At 28.5% G+C, this 25,257-nt stretch carries 23 protein-coding genes; 4 read left to right on the forward strand and 19 right to left on the reverse strand.

What is annotated here, in order from left to right; translation table 11 throughout:
* The first annotated feature begins 43 nt into the window (after positions 1-43).
* The 4 genes from EQF90_RS07930 to EQF90_RS07945 all read left to right on the forward strand — a co-directional run bounded on the left by EQF90_RS07930 (position 44) and on the right by EQF90_RS07945 (position 4,090).
* Positions 44-1,090, forward strand: a complete 1,047-nt coding sequence (locus EQF90_RS07930; RefSeq protein ID WP_134710890.1) for an NAD(P)H-dependent amine dehydrogenase family protein — start codon at positions 44-46, stop codon at positions 1,088-1,090.
* A 101-nt stretch (positions 1,091-1,191) separates the two neighbouring features.
* Positions 1,192-1,773, forward strand: a complete 582-nt coding sequence (locus EQF90_RS07935; RefSeq protein ID WP_134710889.1) for a TetR/AcrR family transcriptional regulator — start codon at positions 1,192-1,194, stop codon at positions 1,771-1,773.
* Positions 1,774-1,851: 78 nt separating this feature from the next.
* Positions 1,852-2,580 (forward strand): YebC/PmpR family DNA-binding transcriptional regulator, encoded by a 729-nt coding sequence (locus tag EQF90_RS07940; protein WP_134710888.1) that lies wholly within the window; start codon positions 1,852-1,854, stop codon positions 2,578-2,580.
* A 697-nt stretch (positions 2,581-3,277) separates the two neighbouring features.
* Positions 3,278-4,090, forward strand: coding sequence for a hypothetical protein (locus EQF90_RS07945; protein WP_134710887.1), 813 nt, complete (start codon positions 3,278-3,280; stop codon positions 4,088-4,090).
* 27 nt (positions 4,091-4,117) lie between these two features.
* Here the strand turns inward: EQF90_RS07945 and EQF90_RS07950 are convergent, their stop codons facing one another.
* From EQF90_RS07950 to EQF90_RS08040, 19 genes are all read right to left on the reverse strand, one after another.
* The gene (locus EQF90_RS07950) at positions 4,118-4,621 is read right to left on the reverse strand and encodes a hypothetical protein (protein WP_134710886.1); all 504 of its coding nucleotides are present in this window, start codon (positions 4,619-4,621) and stop codon (positions 4,118-4,120) included.
* Complete coding sequence (locus EQF90_RS07955) at positions 4,605-5,456, reverse strand: CPBP family intramembrane glutamic endopeptidase (RefSeq protein WP_209021405.1); 852 nt, start codon at positions 5,454-5,456, stop codon at positions 4,605-4,607. The genes EQF90_RS07950 and EQF90_RS07955 overlap by 17 nt, the downstream gene beginning before the upstream one ends.
* 25 nt (positions 5,457-5,481) lie before the next feature.
* Complete coding sequence (locus tag EQF90_RS07960; protein WP_134710885.1) at positions 5,482-5,973, reverse strand: P-loop NTPase family protein; 492 nt, start codon at positions 5,971-5,973, stop codon at positions 5,482-5,484.
* A 382-nt stretch (positions 5,974-6,355) separates the two neighbouring features.
* Positions 6,356-7,177 carry a PTS system mannose/fructose/sorbose family transporter subunit IID gene (locus tag EQF90_RS07965; RefSeq protein ID WP_134710884.1) on the reverse strand — a complete coding sequence of 274 codons (822 nt, stop codon included), beginning with the start codon at positions 7,175-7,177 and terminating at the stop codon, positions 6,356-6,358.
* A complete protein-coding gene (locus tag EQF90_RS07970; RefSeq protein WP_134710883.1) occupies positions 7,167-7,982 on the reverse strand; it encodes a PTS mannose/fructose/sorbose/N-acetylgalactosamine transporter subunit IIC in 816 nt (271 codons plus the stop codon). Before EQF90_RS07970 ends, EQF90_RS07965 begins: the two co-directional genes overlap by 11 nt.
* A 9-nt stretch (positions 7,983-7,991) precedes the next feature.
* A complete protein-coding gene (locus EQF90_RS07975) occupies positions 7,992-8,462 on the reverse strand; it encodes a PTS sugar transporter subunit IIB (RefSeq protein ID WP_134710882.1) in 471 nt (156 codons plus the stop codon).
* Between the two features lie 6 nt (positions 8,463-8,468).
* Positions 8,469-9,845, reverse strand: coding sequence for a sulfatase family protein (locus tag EQF90_RS07980; protein WP_134710881.1), 1,377 nt, complete (start codon positions 9,843-9,845; stop codon positions 8,469-8,471).
* A 14-nt stretch (positions 9,846-9,859) separates the two neighbouring features.
* Complete coding sequence (locus EQF90_RS07985; protein WP_134710880.1) at positions 9,860-11,398, reverse strand: hypothetical protein; 1,539 nt, start codon at positions 11,396-11,398, stop codon at positions 9,860-9,862.
* A 116-nt stretch (positions 11,399-11,514) separates the two neighbouring features.
* Positions 11,515-12,294: a DeoR/GlpR family DNA-binding transcription regulator gene (locus EQF90_RS07990; protein WP_134710879.1), complete on the reverse strand. Its 780-nt coding sequence runs from the start codon at positions 12,292-12,294 to the stop codon at positions 11,515-11,517.
* Positions 12,295-12,789: 495 nt separating this feature from the next.
* On the reverse strand, positions 12,790-14,196 hold the full coding sequence (locus tag EQF90_RS07995) for an ABC transporter ATP-binding protein (RefSeq protein ID WP_134710878.1): 1,407 nt from the start codon (positions 14,194-14,196) through the stop codon (positions 12,790-12,792).
* A complete protein-coding gene (locus EQF90_RS08000) occupies positions 14,184-14,876 on the reverse strand; it encodes an energy-coupling factor transporter transmembrane component T (protein ID WP_134710877.1) in 693 nt (230 codons plus the stop codon). Before EQF90_RS08000 ends, EQF90_RS07995 begins: the two co-directional genes overlap by 13 nt.
* Positions 14,876-15,457 carry an MptD family putative ECF transporter S component gene (locus EQF90_RS08005; protein WP_004819285.1) on the reverse strand — a complete coding sequence of 194 codons (582 nt, stop codon included), beginning with the start codon at positions 15,455-15,457 and terminating at the stop codon, positions 14,876-14,878. Before EQF90_RS08005 ends, EQF90_RS08000 begins: the two co-directional genes overlap by 1 nt.
* A gap of 30 nt (positions 15,458-15,487) precedes the next feature.
* Positions 15,488-17,224 (reverse strand): ABC transporter ATP-binding protein, encoded by a 1,737-nt coding sequence (locus tag EQF90_RS08010; protein ID WP_134710876.1) that lies wholly within the window; start codon positions 17,222-17,224, stop codon positions 15,488-15,490.
* Between the two features lie 3 nt (positions 17,225-17,227).
* Entirely contained in the window at positions 17,228-19,144 is a 1,917-nt protein-coding gene (locus tag EQF90_RS08015; protein WP_134710875.1) for an ABC transporter ATP-binding protein, read from the reverse strand.
* Positions 19,145-19,339: 195 nt separating this feature from the next.
* Positions 19,340-19,945: a TetR/AcrR family transcriptional regulator gene (locus EQF90_RS08020; protein ID WP_134710874.1), complete on the reverse strand. Its 606-nt coding sequence runs from the start codon at positions 19,943-19,945 to the stop codon at positions 19,340-19,342.
* Positions 19,946-20,397: 452 nt separating this feature from the next.
* Positions 20,398-21,624 carry a glycerate kinase type-2 family protein gene (locus EQF90_RS08025; protein WP_134710873.1) on the reverse strand — a complete coding sequence of 409 codons (1,227 nt, stop codon included), beginning with the start codon at positions 21,622-21,624 and terminating at the stop codon, positions 20,398-20,400.
* A gap of 16 nt (positions 21,625-21,640) precedes the next feature.
* A complete protein-coding gene (locus EQF90_RS08030; RefSeq protein WP_134710872.1) occupies positions 21,641-23,029 on the reverse strand; it encodes a GntP family permease in 1,389 nt (462 codons plus the stop codon).
* Positions 23,030-23,167: 138 nt separating this feature from the next.
* On the reverse strand, positions 23,168-24,319 hold the full coding sequence (locus EQF90_RS08035; protein ID WP_167604023.1) for a CdaR family transcriptional regulator: 1,152 nt from the start codon (positions 24,317-24,319) through the stop codon (positions 23,168-23,170).
* Between the two features lie 554 nt (positions 24,320-24,873).
* Entirely contained in the window at positions 24,874-25,218 is a 345-nt protein-coding gene (locus tag EQF90_RS08040; RefSeq protein WP_134710870.1) for an SdpI family protein, read from the reverse strand.
* Between the last annotated feature and the right edge of the window lie 39 nt (positions 25,219-25,257).

A 25,257-nucleotide genomic window follows, 5' to 3' on the forward strand; every position in this document is an offset into this window, starting at 1 on the left:
TTATAATTAACCAATTGGTAATTAAAATAAATTAGGAGGGAAAATGAGAGTTGTACAAGTAGGTTGTGGAAAAATGTCCGTTTATACTATGAGATATGTATTAGAAAGAGGTGGACAAATTGTTGGAGCATATGATATAAACAAAAATATTATCGGAAAAGATATTTCAGAAATTATAGGATGTGAAAAGCAAAATGTTATTGTGGAACATTTTGATAAAATGGATGAATCATTAAAAAAATGTAATGCAGATATTGCTATAATAACTACTCAAAGTTTAGTAAAATCGATTCTTCCTACACTAGAAATATTAGCAAAAAATAAGGTTAATGCTGTTTCAATTTGTGAAGAATTGTTTTATGCTTGGGATTCAAATCCTATTGTTTCTAAAGAAATAGATAGAATTGCTAAAGAAAATGGTGTAACTTTCACAGGTAGTGGCTATCAAGATGTATCCTGGGGGAGCCTACCTTTAGCTTTACTTGCCAGTGCTGCATCTTTTAAGACAATTCGTGGTATAAGTAGCTACAATCTTGAGGATTATGGTCTAGAAACTGCCGCAATGCATGGCGCAGGATTAACAATGAAAGATTTTGATGAAAAAATATTAAAAATTAATAATGTCTCTGAAGAAACTCAAAAAAATTTAATTGAGGATGGTGAATTTTTACCCGGTTATATGTGGCCCGTAAATGGTTGGATTGCATCTTCTTTAGGCTTACATGTTACATCCATGAAACAAGAAGCATTTGCAACAACTCATGAAAGTGATTTATTTTCAAAAACATTAAATAAAAATATTCCAGCTGGTGATGCTACAGGATTAAAAACAATTGTAACATTTGAAACAAAAGAAGGAATTACAATCATCACAGAATGTATCGGTAAAGTTTTTGCTGAAGATGAACTTGATGTAAATGAATGGATAGTAGAAGGTGAACCAAATATGAGAATAACTATGGAAAATCCTGCTACAGTTGAAATGACTTGTGCTTGTGCTGTAAACAGAATCCCTGATGTTGTTAATGCAAAACCAGGTTATATTACTTCTGAAAAAATGAATGATTTGAAATTAATTAGAAAATTTTAATTTTTTATGAAAAAGTTGAATCTAAAAGTTCAACTTTTTTATTTTATAACAAAGTTTAATAATGATATAATATTACTAATTAATACATTTAAGGGGTAAAAATGCCAAAAATAGTAAACATTGAAGAAGAAAAGGAAAATATAATTAATGCTTTTCAAAATTGTATTTTAGAAATGCCTTTAAGTGATGTTTCCGTAAGAATCATTGCAAAAAGAGCAAATATATCTCACAGTAAAATTTTTTCTTATTTTAAAAATAAAAATGAAATAATTATAACATATGCAAATAAAATAGCCGAGGATTATTCTATAGCATTTAGAGATTTACTAATAAAATATAAAAATTTAGATAAAAGCAACCTTAGTGTTTTGAATAGTATTATGTCAGAACTATTTGAAATTGATCCTAATAATATAATTGAAAAACTATATGCTCAAATTTATGTTTTAGGTCAATATGATGATGAAATTAAATCTGTTGTACTTAAAGCTTATGATAATTGGAGAAAATCACTAAAAAAACTCATGCTTACCATCGATAATAAAATAACTGATGAACAAATTAAATCAATACTAATTTTAATAGAGGGTATAATGATTTATAGAATGAATGACAATTTTTCAGCAAAAGAAGCTAAAAACATTTTAAATAATTTAATTAAAGTTGCAAGCCAAAATCAATAATTAATATGCTTCCCATTATATCAAATTTTTGATATAATATATGCGATTAGTTTTAAATAAATGAAAGAAGGTATTAAAATGGGAAGAGCTCATGAAGTGCGTGCAGCGTCAATGGCTAAAACTGCCGCTATGAAAACAAAATTATATTCAAGATTTGGTAAAGAAATATATATTGCAGCAAAGAGTGGTGAACCAGATCCAGAAATGAACTTAACTCTTAAGAGAAAAATTCAAGAAGCAAAGTCCAATCAAATCCCTGCTGATGTTATTAAAAGAGCTATCGATAAAGCAAAAGGTGGCACAGTAGAAAACTATACTGAAGCTCGTTATGAAGGTTTTGGACCTGGAAATTCAACATTCATCGTAGATTGCTTAACAGACAATACAAATCGTTCAATGACTGACGTAAGAACAGCATTTACAAAATCTCCCGGTGCGAAGATGGTTAACACAGGTGGGGTTTCATACAACTATGAATCTGTTGGTCTATTTGAATTAAAATATGACAATGAAGATGCTATGCTGGAAGCCTTACTTGAAGCAGATGTTGATGTAATTGATGTATTAGTTGAAGACGGTGAAATGACCGTAAAGACATCATTTTCTGATTTTGGTAAAGGTCAAGATGCAATTGAAAAATTAATTCCAAATATAGAATTTGACACTTGTGAAACTGCAATGATTCCAAATGAATATGTTACATTAACAGCACAAGAAGATATCGATGCATTCAATAAATTAATGGGAATGCTAAACGAATCTGACGATGTAAACAAAATTTACCACAATGTAATTATAAATGAATAATTTATTTGCCAAACATATTAAATTGTTTTTTAGATCTGACTTGCTGGTGGTAAATTAAAATTTTTTTGCCGACCTCGCCAAGTTGGTTTTGCTAGACTTGCTGGTGGTAAATTAGTAAAAGCTCCTTATGGAGCCTTTTTTTTGAAAAAGTTGGGCATTGAAATATTTTAGGTGCTTGATGTCCCAATCGCAATAAAACTGGTAAGTAAATTTACTATAGCTATGAGTTATCTTAAATTTTCATTTTGCATTTTTGTGGGTACAATTTTTAACTCGAAAATTATCGCTTTTTTTAGATTTTATATTTTGTGGGTATTTTTTTAAGAACTATTTTTATCGCATTTTTTCCATTTTTAATTTTGTGGGTATTTTTCATGAAAAATTTATAGGGATTTTAATGTATTTCATTATCTCAATTTAATGAATATGATTTTTGAGATACTTTTCATCCCTAATTTTATTATCGCTTTTTTTAATATTGATTTTTTGCGTACATTTTAAGCTAAAATTTTATTATCGCTTTTTATTATTTTTTTTAATTGAGATAATTTTCTAATTTACATTTTTGATTTTTACATGTCCTCTTTAAATTTTCAGAACACAGATCATATATTTCCATAATATATTAAATTTTATTAACAATAATGACATTAACATTTCACAAATTTTATGTAATAATCTATACAAAGGAGGTAATATGAATATAAAAAATTTACTAGAAAAATATTCAATTATTAATCAAAAACTAGACAATATCACAGTTACAAATATTAAAGGAGGTTTGGTTGCTAGAAAAAAAGGTAATAAATATATCTATTATCATAAAACAAAAAGAAAAAATGGAAAATTCACAGAAAAATATTTAAGAAATGATGAAATGAATACGGTTAAAACTTTAGCTTACAATTCTTATATAAAAAAATTAAAAAAACATGTATCTAAAACGTTGTTATTACTTAAAAAGTTAAGTAAATTAAATTTAGAAAATGGCATTGATGAAATTTATGTTAGTCTACCTGATTCAAAAAAGAGCTTATTTTCTCCTATTGAACCTACATGGGAACAAGTATTAAAGCATTGGAAATCTATACCTTATGAAAAAAAGCCATTTTTACCTAATTCACAAGAAATATACACAAATAAAAGCGAACGTGTTAGATCTAAATCTGAAAAAATTTTAGCTGACTATTTTGACAGCATCGGCCTTGAATATAAATATGAATGTCCTATAGTTATTTCAAAATACTCAACTCTTCATCCTGATTTTACATTTTTAAGTCCTATTACTAAACAAGAAATTTACTGGGAACATTTTGGAATTATGGATAATAAAGAATATGTAAACAATGCAATTTCAAAGTTGGAAGCTTATAATTCAATTGGAATTTATCAAGGAAAAAATTTAATTATAACTTATGAGACACAAATAAAATCTCTCAATACAAATTTTTTCAAAAATCTTGTAAATGAATTTTTAGTAATAAAAAATAACTCCAAAAATCAAATTTAACATTCAAGTTTTGGAGCAATAATTTTATTAATTTTTTATCCTACTTTTTTCTTTCTTTACAAAACCCATTAGTTCTTGATTATTACTTCTGATGCTATTTAATAACTTTAGTGCATCTTCATTTTTATTATTATCAATTAGAGCTGAAGAAACATTTAATTTCCATATATTCCACGCTTCTTCCCCTGGTTTTATATTTTTTAATTTTAACAATTCATTTAGTGTATTATTTGGATCTTTAAGTTCCATGTTTTCATTCATTATATTATTCATTGGAATTACAAAGTTTCTATTTATTCTTTTTGTGATTATAATATTTTTGATTAAAAACACTATAATGAATGTTACAAAAAGTATTAAAATAAATAAAGCATTATAAAGAAACGAATTTTTTTCCGGATTATTTCTTATAAATTTAAGATATACCAGTGATTCTATAAAAAATATTATAGAAAAAATTACTAAACTAGTTATATTTTTAGGTTTCCCTGTAGTTTTTACCAATTCTTCAATATCATATTTCACATCCATTTTTTACTCCATTTTTCCCAAAATGATATAGTAGTACTGTAAGTGCTGTTAATATGATAACTGTTAAAATAGTACCTTCTACCCCAAACGATGGATCATATGCAAAGGTTATGTTCTTAGTACTTTCAGTCAACTTAAATATTGAATACTCTGCTTTAAGTCCACTATTCGGCAAACCAAATATAATATTTTGTGTAAAATTCCACATAGTATGAATACCCATTACCATCCACAAACTATCCGTATAATAGACAATTAACGACATTAATAATCCATAAATAAATAAGTTATATATTGCTAATGGTGAAACTCCTGAATTTGTTATATGTAATGCTGCAAAAAATATCGGATTTATAATAATTGCAACCCATGGACTTTTGTATCCCTTAATTAAACGTCTATATACAAAACCTCTACATAAAATTTCCTCTGTAGATGACTGGATAAATACTGCTACAAATATAGCTAACAAAGGAAGTGGTTGAAACATAGAAAATGTAAGTTTTATATCTCCATTTAAATATGCAACTAAAATTGAAACTCCATTAAGTAAAAATCCTATTAAAATACCTAAAAATAGCATTTTAAAACTGTTTCCTTTTACTTTGTTACCCATATATTTTAAAATATATTTATTTTTATCAACTAAAATAATAAGTAAAAATGTAGTAATCATCGCTCCAATAAATTTAAAATATAATAAAAATACCTTTGTAAAAGATGTACTACCTTTCGGAATCCATTCTACAAGTATACCTCCTAATAACATAATAACAAATGCTACAAAGCATACCCATATAAAATTATCTCTAAATTTTGATTTGTTTTCTTTCATTTTTTCCCTTTTAATTTTTATTTTTCTACATTTCACTCAAATACTCCTCTGCTTGAGTTCTATCAGTGAATATAACTATTTCTTTATTTTTATATTTTTCTAATAAATTTATTACATTTGGTTTACTTATTTGATTATAATTTTTTATAAATTGAATAAATTCCTCATCCACATTTGTTTCATCTTCTATCCAAGGCATGTCTTGTCTTGGCTTTCCTCTCCTCGCTTCAACACCACTTAAACAAAGTTCTAAAGGATAATCCAAGAAAATCACTGTATCACATGCATTCATTCTTAATTCCATAGTGGAATCATAGTTTCCGTCAATAATCCATTCATCTCTTTTAATTACTTCATTTTGTCTTTCAATTAATGTGTTTCCATCTACTGTTGTCTTGTCAGCATTCCAGTACATCATGTCCAAATGATACAAAGGAATTTGTGTGATTTCATGCAATTTTCGAGAAAATGTGCTCTTCCCACTTCCCGAACACCCTATAACAATTACTTTTTTCAAAATTGGCTCCTTATATAAGTTTTGTAGGATTACGTTCTGTTTTACTAAAATTATATTATAAAATAAAAAGCAAAATCAAGCGTATTTTTTTTCGTTTGATTTTGCGTTTGGTTTTATGATGGAAATGTATTAAAATATTAATCTATATTTCAATATATTATTTTAATTCATCTTTAGCTTCTTAGAATTTTAAGCAATTTAAATAACAGATGTATAATAATATCCTATTTTTTTATTTTTATATTAGTTAAAAAAATAATTATAAAATTAAGAACAATTAAAAATTAATAAAATCTTTAATTACACCAAAAAGCTATTATATTTACTAAACTTTACATAACAATATTTTTTATATTAATTATAAATTTTAAAATCCATTAATTTACATAATTCCAACAATTACTAATATAAATGATAAAATAAAAATTGAAATTAAAAGTTTATTAGTAGACCACTTCTTTATTTTCACTAGATAAAATGATACTAATGTTAAAACTAACGGAATAAACTTTGGTAAAATTTTTTCAAATATTTCTTGTAATGATATAACCATTTTTCCCGAAGTAAATTGCAATGCAATAGGAGCTTTAATAGTTGTTGACGCTACTGCTCCAATAACTATTAAACCAACTATAGATAAAAATGTTGTAAGCATATTTTTTAATTTTGTATCACTTAAAATTTTAACAGCATCTATACCTAACGTATATCCTTTTATAAATAATAAATACTTCATAGGAATAACTATTGCTAACCATAAAAATAAAAATGTTAATGGTCCTAAAGGAGATCCTCCTTCACTCAACCCAATACCGATACTTAAAAGAATAGGATTTAATGTGCCTACTAACAATGAATCTCCTATTCCTGCCAGTGGTCCCATTAATGAATTTTTAACATTAGTCATTAAATCTGTATTTCCATCTTTACCATTTAAATAATAATCTTCCTCTAAAGCTAATGATATTCCTGGAACAATAGAGCCTAATTGAGGTTCAGTATTAAAAAATACTAAATTTCTTTTTAAAGCTTCTGATAAACCTTTTTTATCATCTTTGTAAATTTTTTCTAAAGGTTTAGATAAAGTATGACAATATGCTAATCCTTGCATTCTTTCATAATTTTGTGCACAATGATGAAAGAACATCCATGTCCATGCAGATTTAGAAACATCCTTTTTAGTTAAAATCTTATTATTCTTCATATTCTCCCCCATCTTCAACATTTTGTAAATTATTTACTACTAAATTAATATTTTCTTTTGTATTATACACACTTTTAACATATAACATTGCTATAGCAATAGATATTAATAATATTGCTGTTGTTGTGATATTAAATGAAGCCATAGTAACCCATCCCAAAACGAATAATACAATATGCCATTTTTCTGAAACTATTTGATTTAATAAGATTGCAAATCCTAATGCAGGTAACATTCCTCCTGCAACTGATAAGAATTTGATTATTTGTGGTGGAAGTGCCTTTATTATTCCTTCTGCGAATCCTGCTCCTAAATATAAGGTTAATGTTACTATTCCTACTCTTTCAATAAAATGAATCAAGGTTCCATATAAATTTGATCTTGCTATTTCCTTTATATTTGCATTTTCAGCATATTTATCAGCTCTATGTGCCCAAAACGCATTAAATGTCATTGACAAATTATGGAAAACAACTCCTAATGCACCCAATGTTACAGCTAATGCAACCGCCATATTAGCATCTCCTCCTGATACTAATGCCAATGGAATTCCAACATATGCAGCAAGATTTAAATCTGATGGAAGAGCTCCTCCCGGAACTATTTGTCCTATAAAAATTGCTTGTACAGCTACACCAGCTAAAACTGCTTGTTGTACATTTCCTAAAATAATACCTACTATTAATCCTACAACAAGAGGTCTACCTATACCATAAAATCCTCCTGTAGTCCCAAATAACCAAGGTACTTGATTTCTACCTAAATAAGCAAAAATGCCTATTAATAGCGCTTGCCATAATTCCATATTTTCCTCCTAAAATTCAATGTATTCTTTTTTACTTTCTACTACCATTTGATGATAAAATTTAACTCCTTTTTCTTGCAAATCTTCAGCCATTTGTATCTCTTCATCACTTAAATATACTGTGTTTTTTATCATACTATAACCTTTTTGATTACTTATATTTGCTAAGTTAATTTCTTTTAAATCGGATGAAAAATCTATTAAATCATATAATGTAGAAAATTTAGTAAATATAACCATTATACTTTCACCTAAATAAGCATCTTTTTCTAAAAGTCTTTCTTTGAATCTATTAATTGAAATTATTGAAAGTTTAACATTTTGTGGCTTAGCCATTTTTAATATATTTTTTTGAACATTATCATTTAAAATGTCATTATCAACAACTATAATTCTATTTACCATTAGATTGGGTATCCAAGAAACTGCAACTTGTCCATGAATTCCTCTACTATCAACTCTAATATTTTTTATGTCCATGTGTCATCACTCCTCACCTGTACTTATATAATCTTCTTTGTTTTTAGAACTTGCATGTATTGATTCATTTTTATTAACTTTCCATTTTTTTTCTATTTTGATATTTCCACTAAGAAGCGGATCATTTGTTTTTTTCATATTCTCAATAAGTAATTTTTTTAATTTAATTATTTCTTTTTCATATCTTAAATCAAAAATTAAATTATTTTTTTCATAAGGATCAAAATACAAGTCATAAAAACATTCCATTTCTTTATTTTTACTTTGTAATCCATTTTCTATTAAAAAGTTTTTTTCTGGAGAATCATCAATATTAGAAAGATTATATTTTTTATATTTATCATCAAAAAATTTTATGTACTTAAATCTTTGGTTTCTTACACTTCTTACCGGTTCATAAGAAGTGTGAAAATTGATTTCCGAATAAACCTCTGTTCTTATATTATTTTTTTCTAAATCTTGATAGAATAAATTTACAAAACTCTTACCTTCCAAAAATGTAGGTTTTTCTAAATTAACTAAATCACATAATGTAGGAAAAATATCTATTTGAGAAATTAATCCTTCATAAGTTTTTCCAATATTTTTATTTCCCGGAATATGCATAGCTAACATAACTCCTATCCCAGTATCTCTTAACGTGCATTTACTAAAAGGTAAAGGAAGCCCATGATCCGTTGTTACAAAAATAATAGTATTTTCATAATATGAATTATCTTTTAATGCTTTTAAAACCCTTCCTATACTATCATCACTAATTTTTAAGCTTGTCTTAAATCTAGCAAAATCTTCCCTATTTTCCTTATTATTAAACATTCCATTTGGAGGTATTGAAAAATTTATATTTATTTCTTCATCTATATTTTTAGGAAATTTTCTATGTGTACCATGTAATCCAAATGATATAAAAAATGGCTTTTCTCCATCATATCTTTTTATCCAATCACTTATTAATTTACTGTTATTTTTGTCCCAATATACTAAATCTTCTTCAGAATAATTAGTATTATCACTTGTAATATCCTCAACATATCCTAAAAATTTATATGATGAATGGTCTGTATAATAATTATTTTCATGTTGTACACCCGATAAAACAGTATGATAACCATTTAATCTTAAAAAGTTAGCTAAGTGTTTTGTATTATCAATTTTAAACCCTCTTTGAGCTAATCCCAGCATTCCTACCTGATGAGGATACTGTCCTGTAAGTAATGAAGCTCTACTAGGCGAACATGTTGGAGCCGTACTAAAAGCATTTTGAAAGGATAATGATTCACAAAAAAATTCATCAATATTATTCGATATGACATCATATCCATAAGCATTAATTAATTTACCTGTATCATGTGTATGTATATATACAATATTAAATTTTTCCATTTGAACCTCTTATTTTATCTATTTATGAAAAATGGACTTAAAAATGCTACAGAACCATTTTTTTGAAAAATTTTTATCCTTACATTTTTTGCTCCTAAAGTTGATATATTTGTTTTATAATTCACTCTATATCCTATTTCTGGTATAGATTGATATATCTTAAATTTATATGAATTATGCCACCAAGTATCATTTCTGTAGAACTCTTCAAAATTATATCTATCTTTTACTAATTTTTTTACGCTTTCTATATCAGCATTTAAATATGAAGAATCTATCAATTCTTGTATTGTATACTTATAATCTTTTCCAAAAACATTAAAAATAACATTATCTTGCAATTTCCCCTCAAATTCTAAAGTAAATCCTTCATTTTTTATTTGAGAATTCCCCATCCATTTTCCTGAATCAGTAGTTTTTCTAGTATGTAATTTTGATACTATTTCATTTTCTGTTTGACTAATAATTTTTTGACCAAATGTATTCCAGTTTTTTTGTACCGAAATCAATTTACCACTAGTTGATATCTTAATATGCCAATCTTTTTCTGTAATATCATTAAATAAATCTATTTTTGGTCCCCAACCAAATTCCACTCTTGTTTTGATTTTAATAATATCATCTAATTTTTCTCTTTCCCACTTACCAGAATGATAATAAACATGTTCAATGATTTCATCTTTTAATACTTCTATTCTATCTATTGCATTATCTCCTATAATGTTTATATTAATTTCTGAATTTTCATCTTCTTTTACTACGGAACCTATAGATTTTCCATTCATTTTTGCATTAATATTAATTCTTCCAAACGTTACACCATATACTCTACTATTTACTAATCCATCCCATATTTCTTCTTTTGTTCTGCCCGTTGATAAAACACACATTGTTCCGTTATCAAATTGTCCGGAAAATTTATGATTATCCCCAGAACATATACAGCCTATCTTAATTCCTTTTTTTAATGCAAATCTATAAGATGTATTTTCTACTCTTGGACCCATATGAATATGTCTATTCATAGGTATCTCATTTAAATCAGTTTCACTTGACCCATGAGAAGAATAAATTTCGGCAAAAGGAGAATATTTTTCATTATTTGTTTTCCAATTTTTCCCTCTATCACCTAAATGATATGCTATGTGATGAGGAATAGCTATAAATTCTCTATTCTTATATGCATCTATTAATTCGTTATATGTTTGAGGATGAAGCATTTTGCTATTATTATCTAAAAAAAACACATTATGATCTCCATCTTTACCATTCCCTTGCCATTCAAATCCTGCAAACATTGGAAAACCTTTTATATTCTCCTCTTTAGTTTTTTTAATTATTACTTCCCAATCTTTTTCCACTTCACTTTCATTAAGTACATCCTCAGCATAAAATTTGTCATTAACTTTTATCATCCCAAACGGATAATAAGCTACTGGCCAAAAATCAAAAACTGATTTAATAAACTCAATATGATTATCAATTTCTACAATTTGGTTATGATGTGGATTATCATGCATTGATCCCCATAAATTCATATATTTTTCTTCCATTATCACTCCTTATTGTTATTTTATGTTAGTTATTATAATATATTTGTTCGTTTTATTTCATTATAATCATTTTAGCACATTTAGTCAACAAAAAAAATAACAAGATAAAAATCTTGCTATTTTTCTGATTTTTTATATATCGAGGGTGTTAATATACTCATACTTTTATTATATTTTTTATAAATAAGTTCAGGCAATTCATCATCTGTAATTATTATTGATATATCCTTAGTTTCATAAAATGAAACAAAATCTAATCTATTAAATTTAGAACTATCTGCTAAAATATATCTGTTTGTTGAATTGTTTAATGCTGTTTTATATAATATTGACGCTTCATATGAGGATGTGTAAATATTATTTTTATCTATTCCATTTGTTCCTAAATAGATTTTATTGAATCTCATATTTAAAATAATTCTTTCAGATATAGGTCCAATAAAACTTCTTGTATTTCCTCTATATGTTCCACCAGTACATATAAGCTTAACTTCTTGATTATCCCATAATTTTTCAATTATTTGCTGAGAATTTGTTACTACAACAATATTCTTTGCTTTTATATAATCAGTTAAATAGTAAGTTGTTGTACCAGCTCCTATAAAAATTACATCGTTATCCTTTATACTATCCGCAGCAATTTTTGCTATTATTTTTTTATTTTTTGAATTTGATTTTATAGTTTTAATATAAGCATCTTGTCTATCAAAATAATTGTTATTAATTCTAGCTCCACCGTGAACCCTTTTTATTAAATTCAGTTCTTCCAATTCTATCAAATCTCTTCTAATTGTCATTTCTGTTACATCTAATATATTTGACATATTTGAAACTGACATAAATTTATTTTCTTCAACTAAATTAATTATTTTTTGAAGTCTTTCTTCTTTTAACATAATAATCTCCGTAAATCCAGTTTTATTATAATTTTTTTTTAAGAAATTGTTAAATTTTACTTTTAATAATTATATCATACTTTACTTTTTTACTGGCCCAATAAAAAAATTATTATTACAAATATTACTAATCCAATTTTTCCTATCAATTCCCCATAAAAATTTAATAGCAATAAAAATTTAAGTAAATAGATTATGCTAAATCCATTATATATAATTCGACGTTTAACTATTTTTTCCAATAATATTTATCTAACCTTGATTCAAACCCCTGTGCTCCTTTATAAAATTTAAAAATCTTATTTTTTGGAATTATTAGTAAATATAAAAATGAAAAAATAAAACGATAATTGCAATATAATATATATGTATTATTTTAAAATTCATACCGATTATTTTCCTATATTTTTTAATTTAAAATACATTATTCCTTAATCTAAAATATATAAATTCTTATATAATTTATTATACCATATCAACTTATCTTAATTATCCTTAATATTTATAATTACGAAAATCCTCTAAATAAATAACATAATCTGTTGTTGCATTTATAAATTCAATGTCATGAGAAACGATAAATATTATATTATCTTTTGTTTTCATTTTCTTTATCAATTTTGAAATTTTTAGCATATTATTATAATCCATTCCGCTTGTCGGTTCATCAAAAAATATAAACTTAGAATTTTTACATAAAACAGAAGCTATCGCCACTCTTTGTTTTTGTCCTCCTGATAAACTCATAGGATGTCTTTCCCTTAAATCATCAAGTCCAAGTCCAATAAGAACACTATCTATTTTATCTTGACTTAAATCCTTAACTCCAAGTTTCAATTCTTCTTCTACAGAATCCGTAAAAAGTTGATGATTTACATCCTGCATAACAAACGCTGAATTTTTCATTCTTTCTCTTTTGCTAAGTTTTTTACCCTTAAAAATAATTTCACTGTTATTTTTTTTATTCAGCCCTGTCATTGCACGTAAAAAAGTAGATTTTCCACAACCGTTTTTACCAACAATGCCATAAATTTTTCCCAAATCAAAAGATATATCTTTAAGGATTAACTGCCCTTTATCTTCAAAATCAATCTTCATCGTTTGAATGACTAAATCTTTTCCATGAAGTTTTTGATTTTTACTTAAGGGTGTCTTGTGTAAGGGTGTCTTGTGTATTGAACGAAGTCCGTATTTACTCAAACTTTCACTTGATAATGACAAAAAATCTTCTTTGTTAAAAACTTGGTCAATTCTTCCTCGTTTTATTAAATAAATATAATCGACCAAATTCATCAGATAATAAATTCGATGCTCTGCAAGAATAAGCGTTATTTTCTTTTCTTTTAACATTTTTAGCATTTTCATTAAAATATTTATGTGCTTGTCATCCAAGTTTGATGACGGTTCATCAAGTACTATAATTTTACATCCGGAAATATATGAAGCAGCTACACACAATATCTGTTTTTCTCCACCGGATAATTCAAAGATACTACGTCCAAGTAAATGCTCTATATGAAATATTTTCAGCATTTCTTGCATACGTGAGTCCATATCCTCTTTAGATAACCCGATGTTCTCTAAATAAAACAGGAGTTCTATTGTAGTATTAACATTAAAAAAGTGTGTCTTAGGATTTTGAAAAACACTGGCAATAAGTAGGGATACTTCATAAAGCTCTAAGTTCTTTATTTCTTTTTCATCTACTTTAATGCTACCTGTTCCAACGGCATCTTCATAGGCAAATGCTAATCCGTTAATTGAATTGATTATAGAGGACTTTCCGCTTCCGCTTTCACCTGTGAGTAAAATACATTCTCCGTCAAGAACCTTTAAAGAAATATCATTTAATATTTTATTATCTTCTCCATACGATAAACAAAGATTTTTTATTTGAAGCATAACCATCCTCCTATGGCTATTGATGCCATCACTATCCCATAGATGAAGTCGATCAAATTTACACCAACCCTAACATATCTCGTTTTTTTTATGGGATTTGCAATACATTTTGTTTCAGCCGCCTTAGAGATGTCATCAGCAATATTAGATGAAATAATTAAAAGAGGTACAATAACATACTCTAAATATTTAAAAGGATTTTTTGTTTCTATTCCCCTTATTTTCATTGCCATTTTTATATTTTCTCTTTCTTCCGCAAAAGACGGAAAAAATCGAAACATCACCGCTATAGGTATAGATATGGCACTTGGGATTTTTAAGACATCCATAGATGAAATAATACTCCCAACATCCGATGTTTTAATCAAAAATTTTCCTGCAGCAAAAGGTATATAAAACATACGCAGTACAAAAATTAAAGAAAATAACATCTTTATTAAAAATGGCAACTGAGCTAATATCTTAAAATTCGGTGCAAGAAATAGAATACCGAATAAAAGAATATTTTTTATCGCTTCTTTTCTAAAGCCATTTATTAAGTACATTATGGAAATAATAAATATCAATGCCCATTCCAAAATAGGATGAATGGAATGTACAACAGTTAACCCCAATAATCCCACAACAAATAACTTTGTTATGGGATTTGGATTTAATCTTCTATTATTCTCAATAAACATTAAACAATACCCGCTTTGTTAAAGTGTTTCTTAAGAAGAGCCTTTCCAATATATGCTCCGATAATTCCGCCTATTAAAGCACCGGCATAAACTAATAACATATTTGGATAGGTAATTAACTTTTCTAAAGCATCTACATATTCTTTTCCCATCATCATTGATAATTTAATATATTTTTCTTTTGCCCATAGCATTTGCATTAAAGATCCACAAATCCATGTATTAAAAATCGCAAAAGCAAACATATTGTATTTAAAAGAATTATATCCGCCCACTTTTCTTATCATTTCAGCAATAAACATAACAACAATAGCATGAACTGCTATTACATAGGTATGCCCCATAGCAAACATCAATAATGGGGATAGTATTCCTAATATAAATAAGCCCCAAGGTTTTTGAACCTTTGCCATAAATAACATAATAATTGTACCTGTCACAATACCAAGAAGAGTTGGATATACTAAGAATAAAATAGGTACCATTCCTATCATTCCCACACCGAACATTACTACAAAATAGATAACTGCAAATACACCAATGGTTACTAAATCTTTGATTTTTAGTTTATTTTCTCTCATTTTCTTCCTCCTAATAAATTTTTCTAATTCCTATAATCTCCAATTGGCCGCACGTTCTCGTGCTTGTATAAAGGATGAATAAATTCCGTCTTTAAGAACTAATTCACTATGTTTCCCGACTTGCACCAATCTACCTTTATCAATTACTAAAATTTGATCCGCTTTTTTCACCGTAGAAAGTCTGTGTGCTATAGAAATAACAGTATGCCCTTTGGATAATTCTTCAATAGCCGCCAAAATCTCATATTCATTTTCAGGATCAACAGAGCTGGTCGCCTCATCTAAAAGAATAATCGGTGCATTTTTCAGTAACGCTCTCGCAATAGAAACTCTCTGTTTTTCTCCGCCTGAAAGAGAACTTCCCCCTTCGCCTACCATAGTGTTATAACCGTCGGGAAGTTCCATAATAAAATTATGACAACGAGCCTTCTTAGCAGCTTCCACTACTTGTTCATGACTTGCATCAGGATTTGCAAAGCGAATATTGTTTTCTATGGTATCTCTGAAAAGATAAACATCCTGGAAAACAAGAGAAAGATTTTTCAGTAAATTTTCCACTTTATAATCTCGTATATCCTTATTTCCCAATCTTATTTCACCACTGTCAACATCATAAAAACGAGATATTAAATTGATAATTGTAGTTTTCCCTGAACCGGAAGGTCCTACAATAGCTGTCCTCGAACCCTGCGGAATTGTAAATGAAAGGTCTTTTAAGACAGGATTTCTCTTATCGTAACCAAAATTCACTTTGTCAAATACAATATCATTGTTTTTCATAACTTCTACAGTCCCATCACTTATTTCAGGAATATCTAAAACTTCCTCCAAATACTGCATATTGGCAGGATTTTTAACCATTAAAATAGCTGCATTCTCAAGTTGTTTTAATCCACCAAAAATCATAAAACCGGCAGCCGAAACAGTGAGTGCTTGTGGTAATAAAACCTCTCCTTTAGTATAAAGATAGCAAGAAAATAGTGTAACCAACAGGCTCGAAATATTGATAACGGTAGAAAAAATTCTGGCATAAATAACAAAAACCATCTCAAAATGTACTTGAGTAAGTCTAAGCTCCTCAGAAGCATTTTTCAATTTAGAATGTATTTCCTCCTCAACGCTCTCATTCACAAGCGGAAAACTTCGAAGCACAGGAATACCGCTGATACTGTCGACTAAAGCATCTCCCAACTTGGTAATGGCAGTATGTTCACGTGCAATTTCTTTCTTTGCTTGATTAGTCATAAGGAATACGCATAGCCAAATAAAGATTAAGCAAATCAAAGTTAAAATCCCGATTTTAATATTTACACCGAACATTCCAATCAATAGGAAAAATGATATTGAAATTCCGGAAACAGCAAAGTCTATGCTCATTGCAGAGTAGTTTTCAAGACTCTTCATAACATTGGTAAATGCTGCCATAATTCTTGATAAACTTTGTTCTGCAAAATATCCCATAGGTGCTTTTTTAAGTTTTTCTCCGACTTTAAGTCTGTAATCCTTGAAAATTCCGAAGAAAACACCGTCGCTAAGACCACTTTTCGCCCAACCTGTGAGAAAATTGAAAAGAAAAGATGCAAACAATACTCCAAAAATAGTCCAAATATGTCCAACAGTAATTTCTTTCATCCAACCGAATGCAAGGAATAGAGCGAAAAATCCAAACAACACGGAAGCGTTTTGAAGAAAAATAAGTAATATTCCCGCTTTAAGTCGATTTTTATACTGTCCCGCTAATTTAAATGATAATTTTATAAACTTCATATCCTACTCCTCTCCTAAATATTGTTTCCAAAGACTTGCATATAGCGGCTCTTTCATAAGTTCATCGTGTTTACCTCTAGCTATAATTTTACCTTTATCAATTAAAATTATTTGATGTGCCTGCTTAATTGTATTTAATCTATGAGCAACCATCACAAGATTTTTTCCCTTTACAAGATGAGATAATGCTTCTTGAATGAGTGCTTCATTTTCCGGATCGGCATAAGCTGTTGCCTCATCTAAGACAATTGTTGATGCAGGTTTCAATATTGCTCTGGCAAGAGTTATACGTTGTCTTTCTCCACCTGACATCGCTCCGCCTGCTTCACCCGCTTTAGTATCATACCCCTCAGGAAGTGCCATAATAAAATCATGACAATGAGCAGCTTTTGCTGCCGCAATAATTTCATCCTCACGCGCCCACGGTTTACCAATTCTTATATTATCTCTGATACTAACATCAAATAGAAAGTTATCTTGTGATACGAAAGAAATCTCTTCTGCAAGCTGTTTAAATGAGATTTTATTTGTATCCACACCTCCAATAGAGATTGTGCCCGATGACTGATCCCAAAAGCCTGCCAAAAGTTTTGCAATCGTAGATTTTCCTCCACCTGAAGGTCCCACAAGTGCAGTTACTTCTCCGGGTTTTGTTTCAAAAGAAATGTTATGCAATACCTCAGTTCCGTCATGATAAGAAAAACTTACATTATCAAACTTAATTCCTTTATTCTTGTCTATAGCAACTTTATTTTTTGAATCAGGTCGCTTTTGTACAGGCATATCAATGAGTTCTTGTATAGATACCCAAGTATTGGATGCCATTTGGAAAAGTTCAAAGCTCATCATGATTGCAAAAGCCTGTGGAAGAATAGCTATCGGCAGTATAAGTGATAAAATTAAGGTTTCGATGCCTATTTGTCCGTTCCCATATAAATAAAAAGCTAAAGGCATACTAACTATCTGTGGTGTCATCATAGCCGCAGTCATAAGTGCTCTTCCGAACCAACTTTGTTTCCACCACTTCATCGTAGAAAAATGATAGAATTTTACAGCATCTGCAAATTTTCCATAAGAAACTTTATCTTGTGCAAAAGCTTTGATTACAGGAATCCCACGAACATACTCAGCACTTCTGTCCGCAACATTGGCATAACTCGATAGCCACACAGCCATCCTGCTACGGTACTTGTACATCATAGTAGCCATTCCGATAAAAGCAATTGGCAGTGGTACAAATATTGACAATCCTATACGCCAGTCTAATAAAAATAAAATGATTATACATAGTATCGGATGTAAAAGTCTGCTGGGCAATTCCGGTATAATATGTGCTACCCAATCTTCCATATCCGCTACTCTATCCATGATAATTACCTTAATTTTGCCCACAGGATTATCCACTAGGTATCCCATCGGAATTACCTTTAATTTTTCAAATAAAGTCTGTCTAAGTTTTGAAAGTATAGAAAATGATGTTTTATGTGAAATTGTTGTACTAAATCCAGTAAATATAAAGTAAAGCATCAATGATCCTACCGCTAAAAAAGCATATTTCAAAAGTAAATCAAACCCGACAGGATTACCTCCGGAATTTTTTATTAACCATCCTGCCGCATAAGCACTGAAGAAATAAGCAGAAAAACTAAAAAGTTCTCCAACGCAGGCAAAAATAACAGAAAGACGCATCCTCCCCTTATACTCCGGAGCTACATTCATAAGTGCTTTATTTAATCCACCCATACTGATTTTGGGTTGTTTTTCACTTTGCTCAATATCACTTTCGATTCGCTGCATAATCTCAATAGGGACATCAAGATTTAAACTTTCTATTTCTTTTATTAAATTTTCATTTTCATTAGACTTCTTGCTGTCCGAAGATTTATCAAACAATTCATCATTATTTTTTTTCTTCTTCATTAATTTTTCTCCTTTCTTAGCGTACAACTACACTGCGATTATAAAAAAAAATACTCTATTTACCTTATCATAGCTGTCAATAAACAGTTTGATGTTTTCTTCAAAAAACTCTCCATTATTTATAAAACCATACCTTATTTAATTTGAAATTTCACAACCTAACAATCATATTCACGAAAAATATTAAAAATAATTTTATAAAACTTCATTTTCAGTACCTCCGTTTTCAAATATACAAATAATCATTTTTTCTAAAATATGCCTATTCTTGGTCAAATTTTCTCTTGCTTCCAAAACATTTGATGCAAGAATCATTGCATTTACAAAATCAGTAACTAATTGAAAAATATTTGAGTCGGTTATCCATCTTGGTTCTTCATTCATAACCGTTTTGAGTCTTTCTTTTGTCTGCTCCTGTAGTTCTATCATTAGATTGCTCAACTCCGGATTTCTTTTTTTAGCAATTAAAAACTCAACATAAAGTGGTATGTACGGATTATCGTCAATTATCTTTGTTACAAGCTCCTTAGCCATAAACTCCTTAGTAACATTTTTATGAGACTTATCCAAATGTTCTCTTATAATTTCATCCCTGTATTTGTTTCCGTTAATCATAATGTCTCTAAAAATTTCGATAACACTTCCATAATAGTGATAAACTCCACCTTTAGATAAACTTGTTCCTGCAATTATTTCTTCCATTGTTGTCTTTTCAAGTCCCTTTTCTGCAATTACTTTTGCAGCTGAATCCATAATTTCTTTTCTTCTCTCCACCTCACCTAGTCTTTTAGCCGCACACATTTTTCCTCCTTTAATAGTTATCGACGGTATCGTCTATAAATTATTATACATCAATTAGGTTCTCCTAACAAGTTTTTTTGTCTTATCTATTTTTACAATCTGATAATATAGAGAAAATCTTAAAAATATTGATGTTGATTATTGGATAAATTTTTTCAACTTAAAAAAATCTTCTATAAATGAAGAAATAGAAAAAATGAAGCTAAAAAATAAAACAATTTTATAACACCATTCATATCAATTCAAATATTAACTAAGGACAATTTAATAAACTATGGTATTGTTACAAATGACTAAAAATTTGTTTTAGGGTATATTATTTTAGTTTTTAATATTAATACTATACCATATAAAAGAGCTCTAGATATTCAAATCCAGAGCTCTTTTTAGTGCTTTTTATTAAATTTTTGTAATTTAAAGGATAATCATCTATTTTACAATAAACTCATTTACTATCTAATTAAAGCAACTGTAAAATCATTTATATTAGTACCTGTAGGCCCTGTAATTATAAGACCATCAACTTTTTTTAAGTAAGAATAAGAGTCATTATTTTTTAATATATCATAAATTTTATATCCCTTATCTTCTAACAGTCTTTTTGTATTACCATCAACTATTGCTCCGGCAGCATCAGTTGGCCCATCTGTACCGTCAGAGCCTACACTGAAAATTATAACATTATCTAAAGATGAAATTTTTTCTGCCGCACTTAGAGCTATTTCTTGATTTCTGCCACCTTTTCCATTTCCTGTAATCTCTACAACTGTTTCTCCTCCTAATATAATTGCAAGTGGTCCTTTATCTCTATATGTCTTTACAATAGAGGCTAAAAAAGAGCCTGCTTCTTTAGCTATACAATCTAGCTCATCTGTTAAGATAAGTGATTTATAACCTAATTTATTTGCAAAATTAGATACTTGATGAACCAATTCCTTAACACTTCCCATTACGATATGATGTGCATTTTCTATATGCTTAGGAGTTTCTATAAGTAATAGTTTTTTTATATCATCAGAAATTCTAAGATTATATTTATCTACTATTTCTAAAGCTTGCTGACTAGTTGACTTATCTGGATAAGCAGGTCCCGAGGCTATCATATCTAAAGGATCTCCTATAATATCACTTAAAACTATAACTTCAAGCCTCGCAGGATGGCACAATTGAGCAAATCTTCCACCCTTGACCTTAGAAAGTCTTTTTCTTATAGTATTTATTTCTTCTATACTTGCTCCCGAAGCTAAAAGCTGTTCATTAATATCCTTGGTAAGATCTTTCGGTATTATTGATTTTTCAAATAGAGCTGAACCTCCTCCTGATATCAATAGTAAAACCAAATCATCTTTATTTAAATTTTCAACCATTTTCAGAGCTTGATCTGTAGCATAATAGGAATTATCATCCGAAATCGGATGCCCAGCTTCATAACATTTAATATTTGGAATTTCTCCCATCACGTGATCATATTTTGTGATTACTATACCTTTGTTAATTTTATTGCCTAAAACTTTTGCTGCCGCATTAGCCATACTCCAAGCTGCCTTACCTATAGCTAATAAATATAGATTTTTTGATTGTAAATTTATTTGTGATAGTGCTTTTTTTACAGCATTATCAGGCTGAACAGCTTCAAGTGTTTGCCTTATAATTTGATAAGCATGTTTTCTAATTGTCATAACTAACTCCTTTTAATTAAATAAATAAAGAGATAATAAATACTGCAACCATAGAACAAATTCCTTCGATTAATGTTGCAATAGTTTGAGTTTTATATCCTTGATCTGCCTCCATTCCACCAAAATTTGTTACCACCCAGAAATATGAATCATTAGCATGGGATACAGTCATAGCTCCAGCACCAATTGCTATTACAACTAAAGCAGCATGTTGAGGTGTAGAAAATCCCAAAAACGGCAATAATGGCGCCATAATTCCGGCGGTAGTAGTTATAGCTACAGTTGAAGAGCCCTGAGCCGTTTTGAATATTGCAGAAAGTATAAATGGGAAAAATATTCCTATAGATTGGAAAACTTGTGCATTTTCAGCTATATAAGAAACTAAACTGGTATTTGATATAACTTTTCCCAAAACTCCCCCAGCCGCTGTGATAAATAGTATAGGTCCTACAACCTTTAATGTATCATTTGTATATTCATAAAGTTTTGAAATTTCTTTTCTTGAAAATAATATTATTATTGAAAGTATCACACCTACAGCCAAGGCAACTATAGGAGTACCAAAAAATACACATATTTCTCTTAAAGTTCCTTTCCATCCGGCAATCTTTGATATATTTGAAAATGCCATTAAAATTATTGGAAATAAAATTGGAAATAAAGACATAAACCCAGAAGGCAATTGACCATATTCTTTTACCAATTCCTCGTAAGTCTTTATATCTTTTTCATTTGCTATATCTTCATTAGATTCGACTTTTTTTCCTATATATTTAGCATATAAGTAGCCTCCTATTAAAGCAGGTATAGATGCTAAAAAACCATAAAACATAACAGTTAATAAATAATCTCCAACGCCTAACGTTGCCGCAGCTGCTATCGGTCCCGGAGTAGGTGGTATAAATACATGTGAACAATATAGCCCAACTGATAAAGCAACTGACATGGTAACACCCGATATATTTGTTCTCTTAACTAACGCTTTTCTAATTGGATTTAATATTACAAATCCCGAGTCACAAAAAACGGGTATTGAAACTACCCATCCCATAAGCATTATAGCTATATCCGGTCTTTTTTTCCCTACTAATTTTATAACCATGTCTGATAACTTAATTGCTGCACCGGTTTTTTCGAGTATAGTGCCTAATAAAGCCCCAAAAATTATAACAATCCCTATGCTGGTAAATGTAGATGAAAAACCCTCTCCTACTACGGAAGCAATGCCCTTTATAACTTCTCCTTTTTCATTTGTAACATTATTTAATGGGATTCCTCCTATTAAACCTAATGCAACAGAAACAAATAATATTGATAAAAAAGGGTGAACCTTAAATTTACTAATAAGTAATATCATGATTACAATTGCAATTATAAAAACAATTGAAAATGAAATGCCTGTCATACTTTCCTCCTAAAATAAATTTTATATGCTCAAATTCCTGCATATCTAATATAAATTATATTCTCAAAAGAAAGTGTTTTCTATGTTATGGAGAATGATTTTTCAGCATATTTTTAGTTTTATATACTAAATTTATATTTACCTTTCTACGCCATATAAAATTCTATAAAACTCCAAGAAAAAATAATAATATATAGCGTGTGAAGGCTTTCGAATATCAAAACCTGTAAATTCAAACATCTTTTGCAATCTATACTGAATTGTGTTTTTGTGAAGATAAAAATTTTTAGCGATTAATTTTATAGATCCGTCACTCTCAAAATACGCATCTATGATTTGTATGTACAAAAGAAGGTCGGAACGTGGAATTTTTTCTGAAAAAGCATTAATAAAACTATTCATTTTATCCATATCTATGTCCAATAAATAATTCTCCAATTGCAACTCATCATAATAAACTATACTTTTTCCAATCTTTACAGCCAATTCTTTAGCTCTTAGTGCTTGAGTGTATGAGTTCCTATAGGAGATTTTATCACTTATGATATCTCCTATACCAAATATAAGTCTTTGATTAAACATTTGATTTATTTTATTCCCTAATTTATATAATTTATTTTCAAATCTAAAATCATCCACATTATAAAAAAATGTATAGTGACTTGGTAAATACAAATATAAAATTTTTGTGTTATAATCTGCAAATTCTCTCACTATATCATCTATGCTATCTATAATTCTCTGACCTTCAATTGAAACAATCAAATCCGCATAATTCTTTAAGGAAAATACTACCGCCCTTCTTTTTAATCTTATATCAATTCCAATTTCTATTCCTCTGGTTATAAAATCATGATTTTTTGACAGTGCAGGATTTGCAAGAAGATCTTCTATATATCTATACTTTATATGTCTTTTTAATCTGCTATCTTCTTTAATGATTGAACCCTCAATCATTATTTCTGTCATTTTCTTAACTATTGTAGCATAGGGCATGACCTTATCTTTTTTTCCTGTAATGCCTACAACTCCTACTATCTCTCCAAACACTTTTAAGGCTAAGTTTATGCCCTCTTTTGTATTTTCATTTTCCATCTCAGCACTTATATAAAACATCTCCAAAGACTTATCAATAATTTGCTTTGCTCCTAAATGTAAACCTCCTATTCTAGTAGGATCAACCGATGCTATGATAACTCCTGATTTATCCATAAAATTAAAATTGGCGTTAATGTGAGTTTTCAATTCATATACTATTTTTCGTGCAAATTCTTTAGAAATTTCATACATATATCTTACCTCCATAAAATAAAACATCATATATAAAAATTAATATAGTTCATTATTTCTCTTTTATACATAAATCAGGATTTATTTATTTTCTTACTTATTCATCTGCAATCTAAGTGTACTCTTTCAGTTTTCTCTGCAATAAATTCTTAGCTATCAATTTTACGTACCAAAAAAGCACCTACTTTTTTATATAGATGCTTTCCCTTAATTATTTTTCGTTTTAATGAATTTTCATTTTAATCATATATATTTTGTAGCTCTTCCTATACCCAATCTTTTAATATCACCTTCAGCTACTAACTTCCTCAATGATCCTTCAATCGAACTTACACTTAATGATGGGCAAAGTTCTCTAATATCTTGTTTAATAAATCTTCCAAGTTCCTTTAAAGTTGCCGCTTATCCTGGTATATATAAATCGAAGCAACTAAACCAAGAACTTCTGAATCCTATTTTTTATCTTTAATTTTAGAATAATTAAAATTTCTCATTAATTTATTCCTTATAATCGATTTCTCCTTAAATTAAGGTTTAATGAGTTTATTTAATATTTATAATTCATCAACTTCTTTTTTCAATTGTAATTCTATAATTGGTATGGTAAATAAAAAGTAAAATGATTGGAATATCATAAAAATTCCAAATAATACTTTATCATAACCAAATTTTTCAACTATATATATAAATATTATACTTAAAAATAACAAATATATTCCTGCTTTAAGCAAAACTTTTCCCATAAGTTTTTGACCAATTTCCCAATTTTTTTGTGATTTCATTGATAACTCAGTTCTGTATCCCATAAATGAATTAATTTTTTTTATTGGTTTATTTTTTGTTAATATACCTAAAATAATCATTAATACCGGGACTAATAGATTAAATAAATATAACATAATGTCTCCTATATAATTTATTTTATCCCTTAAAATCTA

The sequence above is a fragment of the Helcococcus ovis genome (genome assembly GCF_004524775.2).
Lineage (GTDB): Bacteria > Bacillota > Clostridia > Tissierellales > Peptoniphilaceae > Helcococcus > Helcococcus ovis.

Excerpts from the sequence above, each read along its gene's own strand:
- EQF90_RS07930 (WP_134710890.1), top strand. The coding sequence starts at position 44 with ATGAGAGTTGTACAAGTAGGTTGTGGAAAAATGTCCGTTTATACTATG.
- EQF90_RS07935 (WP_134710889.1), top strand. The coding sequence starts at position 1,192 with ATGCCAAAAATAGTAAACATTGAAGAAGAAAAGGAAAATATAATTAAT.
- EQF90_RS07940 (WP_134710888.1), top strand. The coding sequence starts at position 1,852 with ATGGGAAGAGCTCATGAAGTGCGTGCAGCGTCAATGGCTAAAACTGCC.
- EQF90_RS07945 (WP_134710887.1), top strand. The coding sequence starts at position 3,278 with ATGAATATAAAAAATTTACTAGAAAAATATTCAATTATTAATCAAAAA.
- EQF90_RS07950 (WP_134710886.1), bottom strand. The coding sequence starts at position 4,621 with ATGGATGTGAAATATGATATTGAAGAATTGGTAAAAACTACAGGGAAA.
- EQF90_RS07955 (WP_209021405.1), bottom strand. The coding sequence starts at position 5,456 with ATGAAAGAAAACAAATCAAAATTTAGAGATAATTTTATATGGGTATGC.
- EQF90_RS07965 (WP_134710884.1), bottom strand. The coding sequence starts at position 7,177 with ATGAAGAATAATAAGATTTTAACTAAAAAGGATGTTTCTAAATCTGCA.
- EQF90_RS07970 (WP_134710883.1), bottom strand. The coding sequence starts at position 7,982 with ATGGAATTATGGCAAGCGCTATTAATAGGCATTTTTGCTTATTTAGGT.
- EQF90_RS07975 (WP_134710882.1), bottom strand. The coding sequence starts at position 8,462 with ATGGACATAAAAAATATTAGAGTTGATAGTAGAGGAATTCATGGACAA.
- EQF90_RS07980 (WP_134710881.1), bottom strand. The coding sequence starts at position 9,845 with ATGGAAAAATTTAATATTGTATATATACATACACATGATACAGGTAAA.
- EQF90_RS07985 (WP_134710880.1), bottom strand. The coding sequence starts at position 11,398 with ATGGAAGAAAAATATATGAATTTATGGGGATCAATGCATGATAATCCA.
- EQF90_RS07990 (WP_134710879.1), bottom strand. The coding sequence starts at position 12,294 with ATGTTAAAAGAAGAAAGACTTCAAAAAATAATTAATTTAGTTGAAGAA.
- EQF90_RS07995 (WP_134710878.1), bottom strand. The coding sequence starts at position 14,196 with ATGCTTCAAATAAAAAATCTTTGTTTATCGTATGGAGAAGATAATAAA.
- EQF90_RS08000 (WP_134710877.1), bottom strand. The coding sequence starts at position 14,876 with ATGTTTATTGAGAATAATAGAAGATTAAATCCAAATCCCATAACAAAG.
- EQF90_RS08005 (WP_004819285.1), bottom strand. The coding sequence starts at position 15,457 with ATGAGAGAAAATAAACTAAAAATCAAAGATTTAGTAACCATTGGTGTA.
- EQF90_RS08010 (WP_134710876.1), bottom strand. The coding sequence starts at position 17,224 with ATGAAGTTTATAAAATTATCATTTAAATTAGCGGGACAGTATAAAAAT.
- EQF90_RS08015 (WP_134710875.1), bottom strand. The coding sequence starts at position 19,144 with ATGAAGAAGAAAAAAAATAATGATGAATTGTTTGATAAATCTTCGGAC.
- EQF90_RS08020 (WP_134710874.1), bottom strand. The coding sequence starts at position 19,945 with ATGTGTGCGGCTAAAAGACTAGGTGAGGTGGAGAGAAGAAAAGAAATT.
- EQF90_RS08025 (WP_134710873.1), bottom strand. The coding sequence starts at position 21,624 with ATGACAATTAGAAAACATGCTTATCAAATTATAAGGCAAACACTTGAA.
- EQF90_RS08030 (WP_134710872.1), bottom strand. The coding sequence starts at position 23,029 with ATGACAGGCATTTCATTTTCAATTGTTTTTATAATTGCAATTGTAATC.
- EQF90_RS08035 (WP_167604023.1), bottom strand. The coding sequence starts at position 24,319 with ATGTATGAAATTTCTAAAGAATTTGCACGAAAAATAGTATATGAATTG.
- EQF90_RS08040 (WP_134710870.1), bottom strand. The coding sequence starts at position 25,218 with ATGTTATATTTATTTAATCTATTAGTCCCGGTATTAATGATTATTTTA.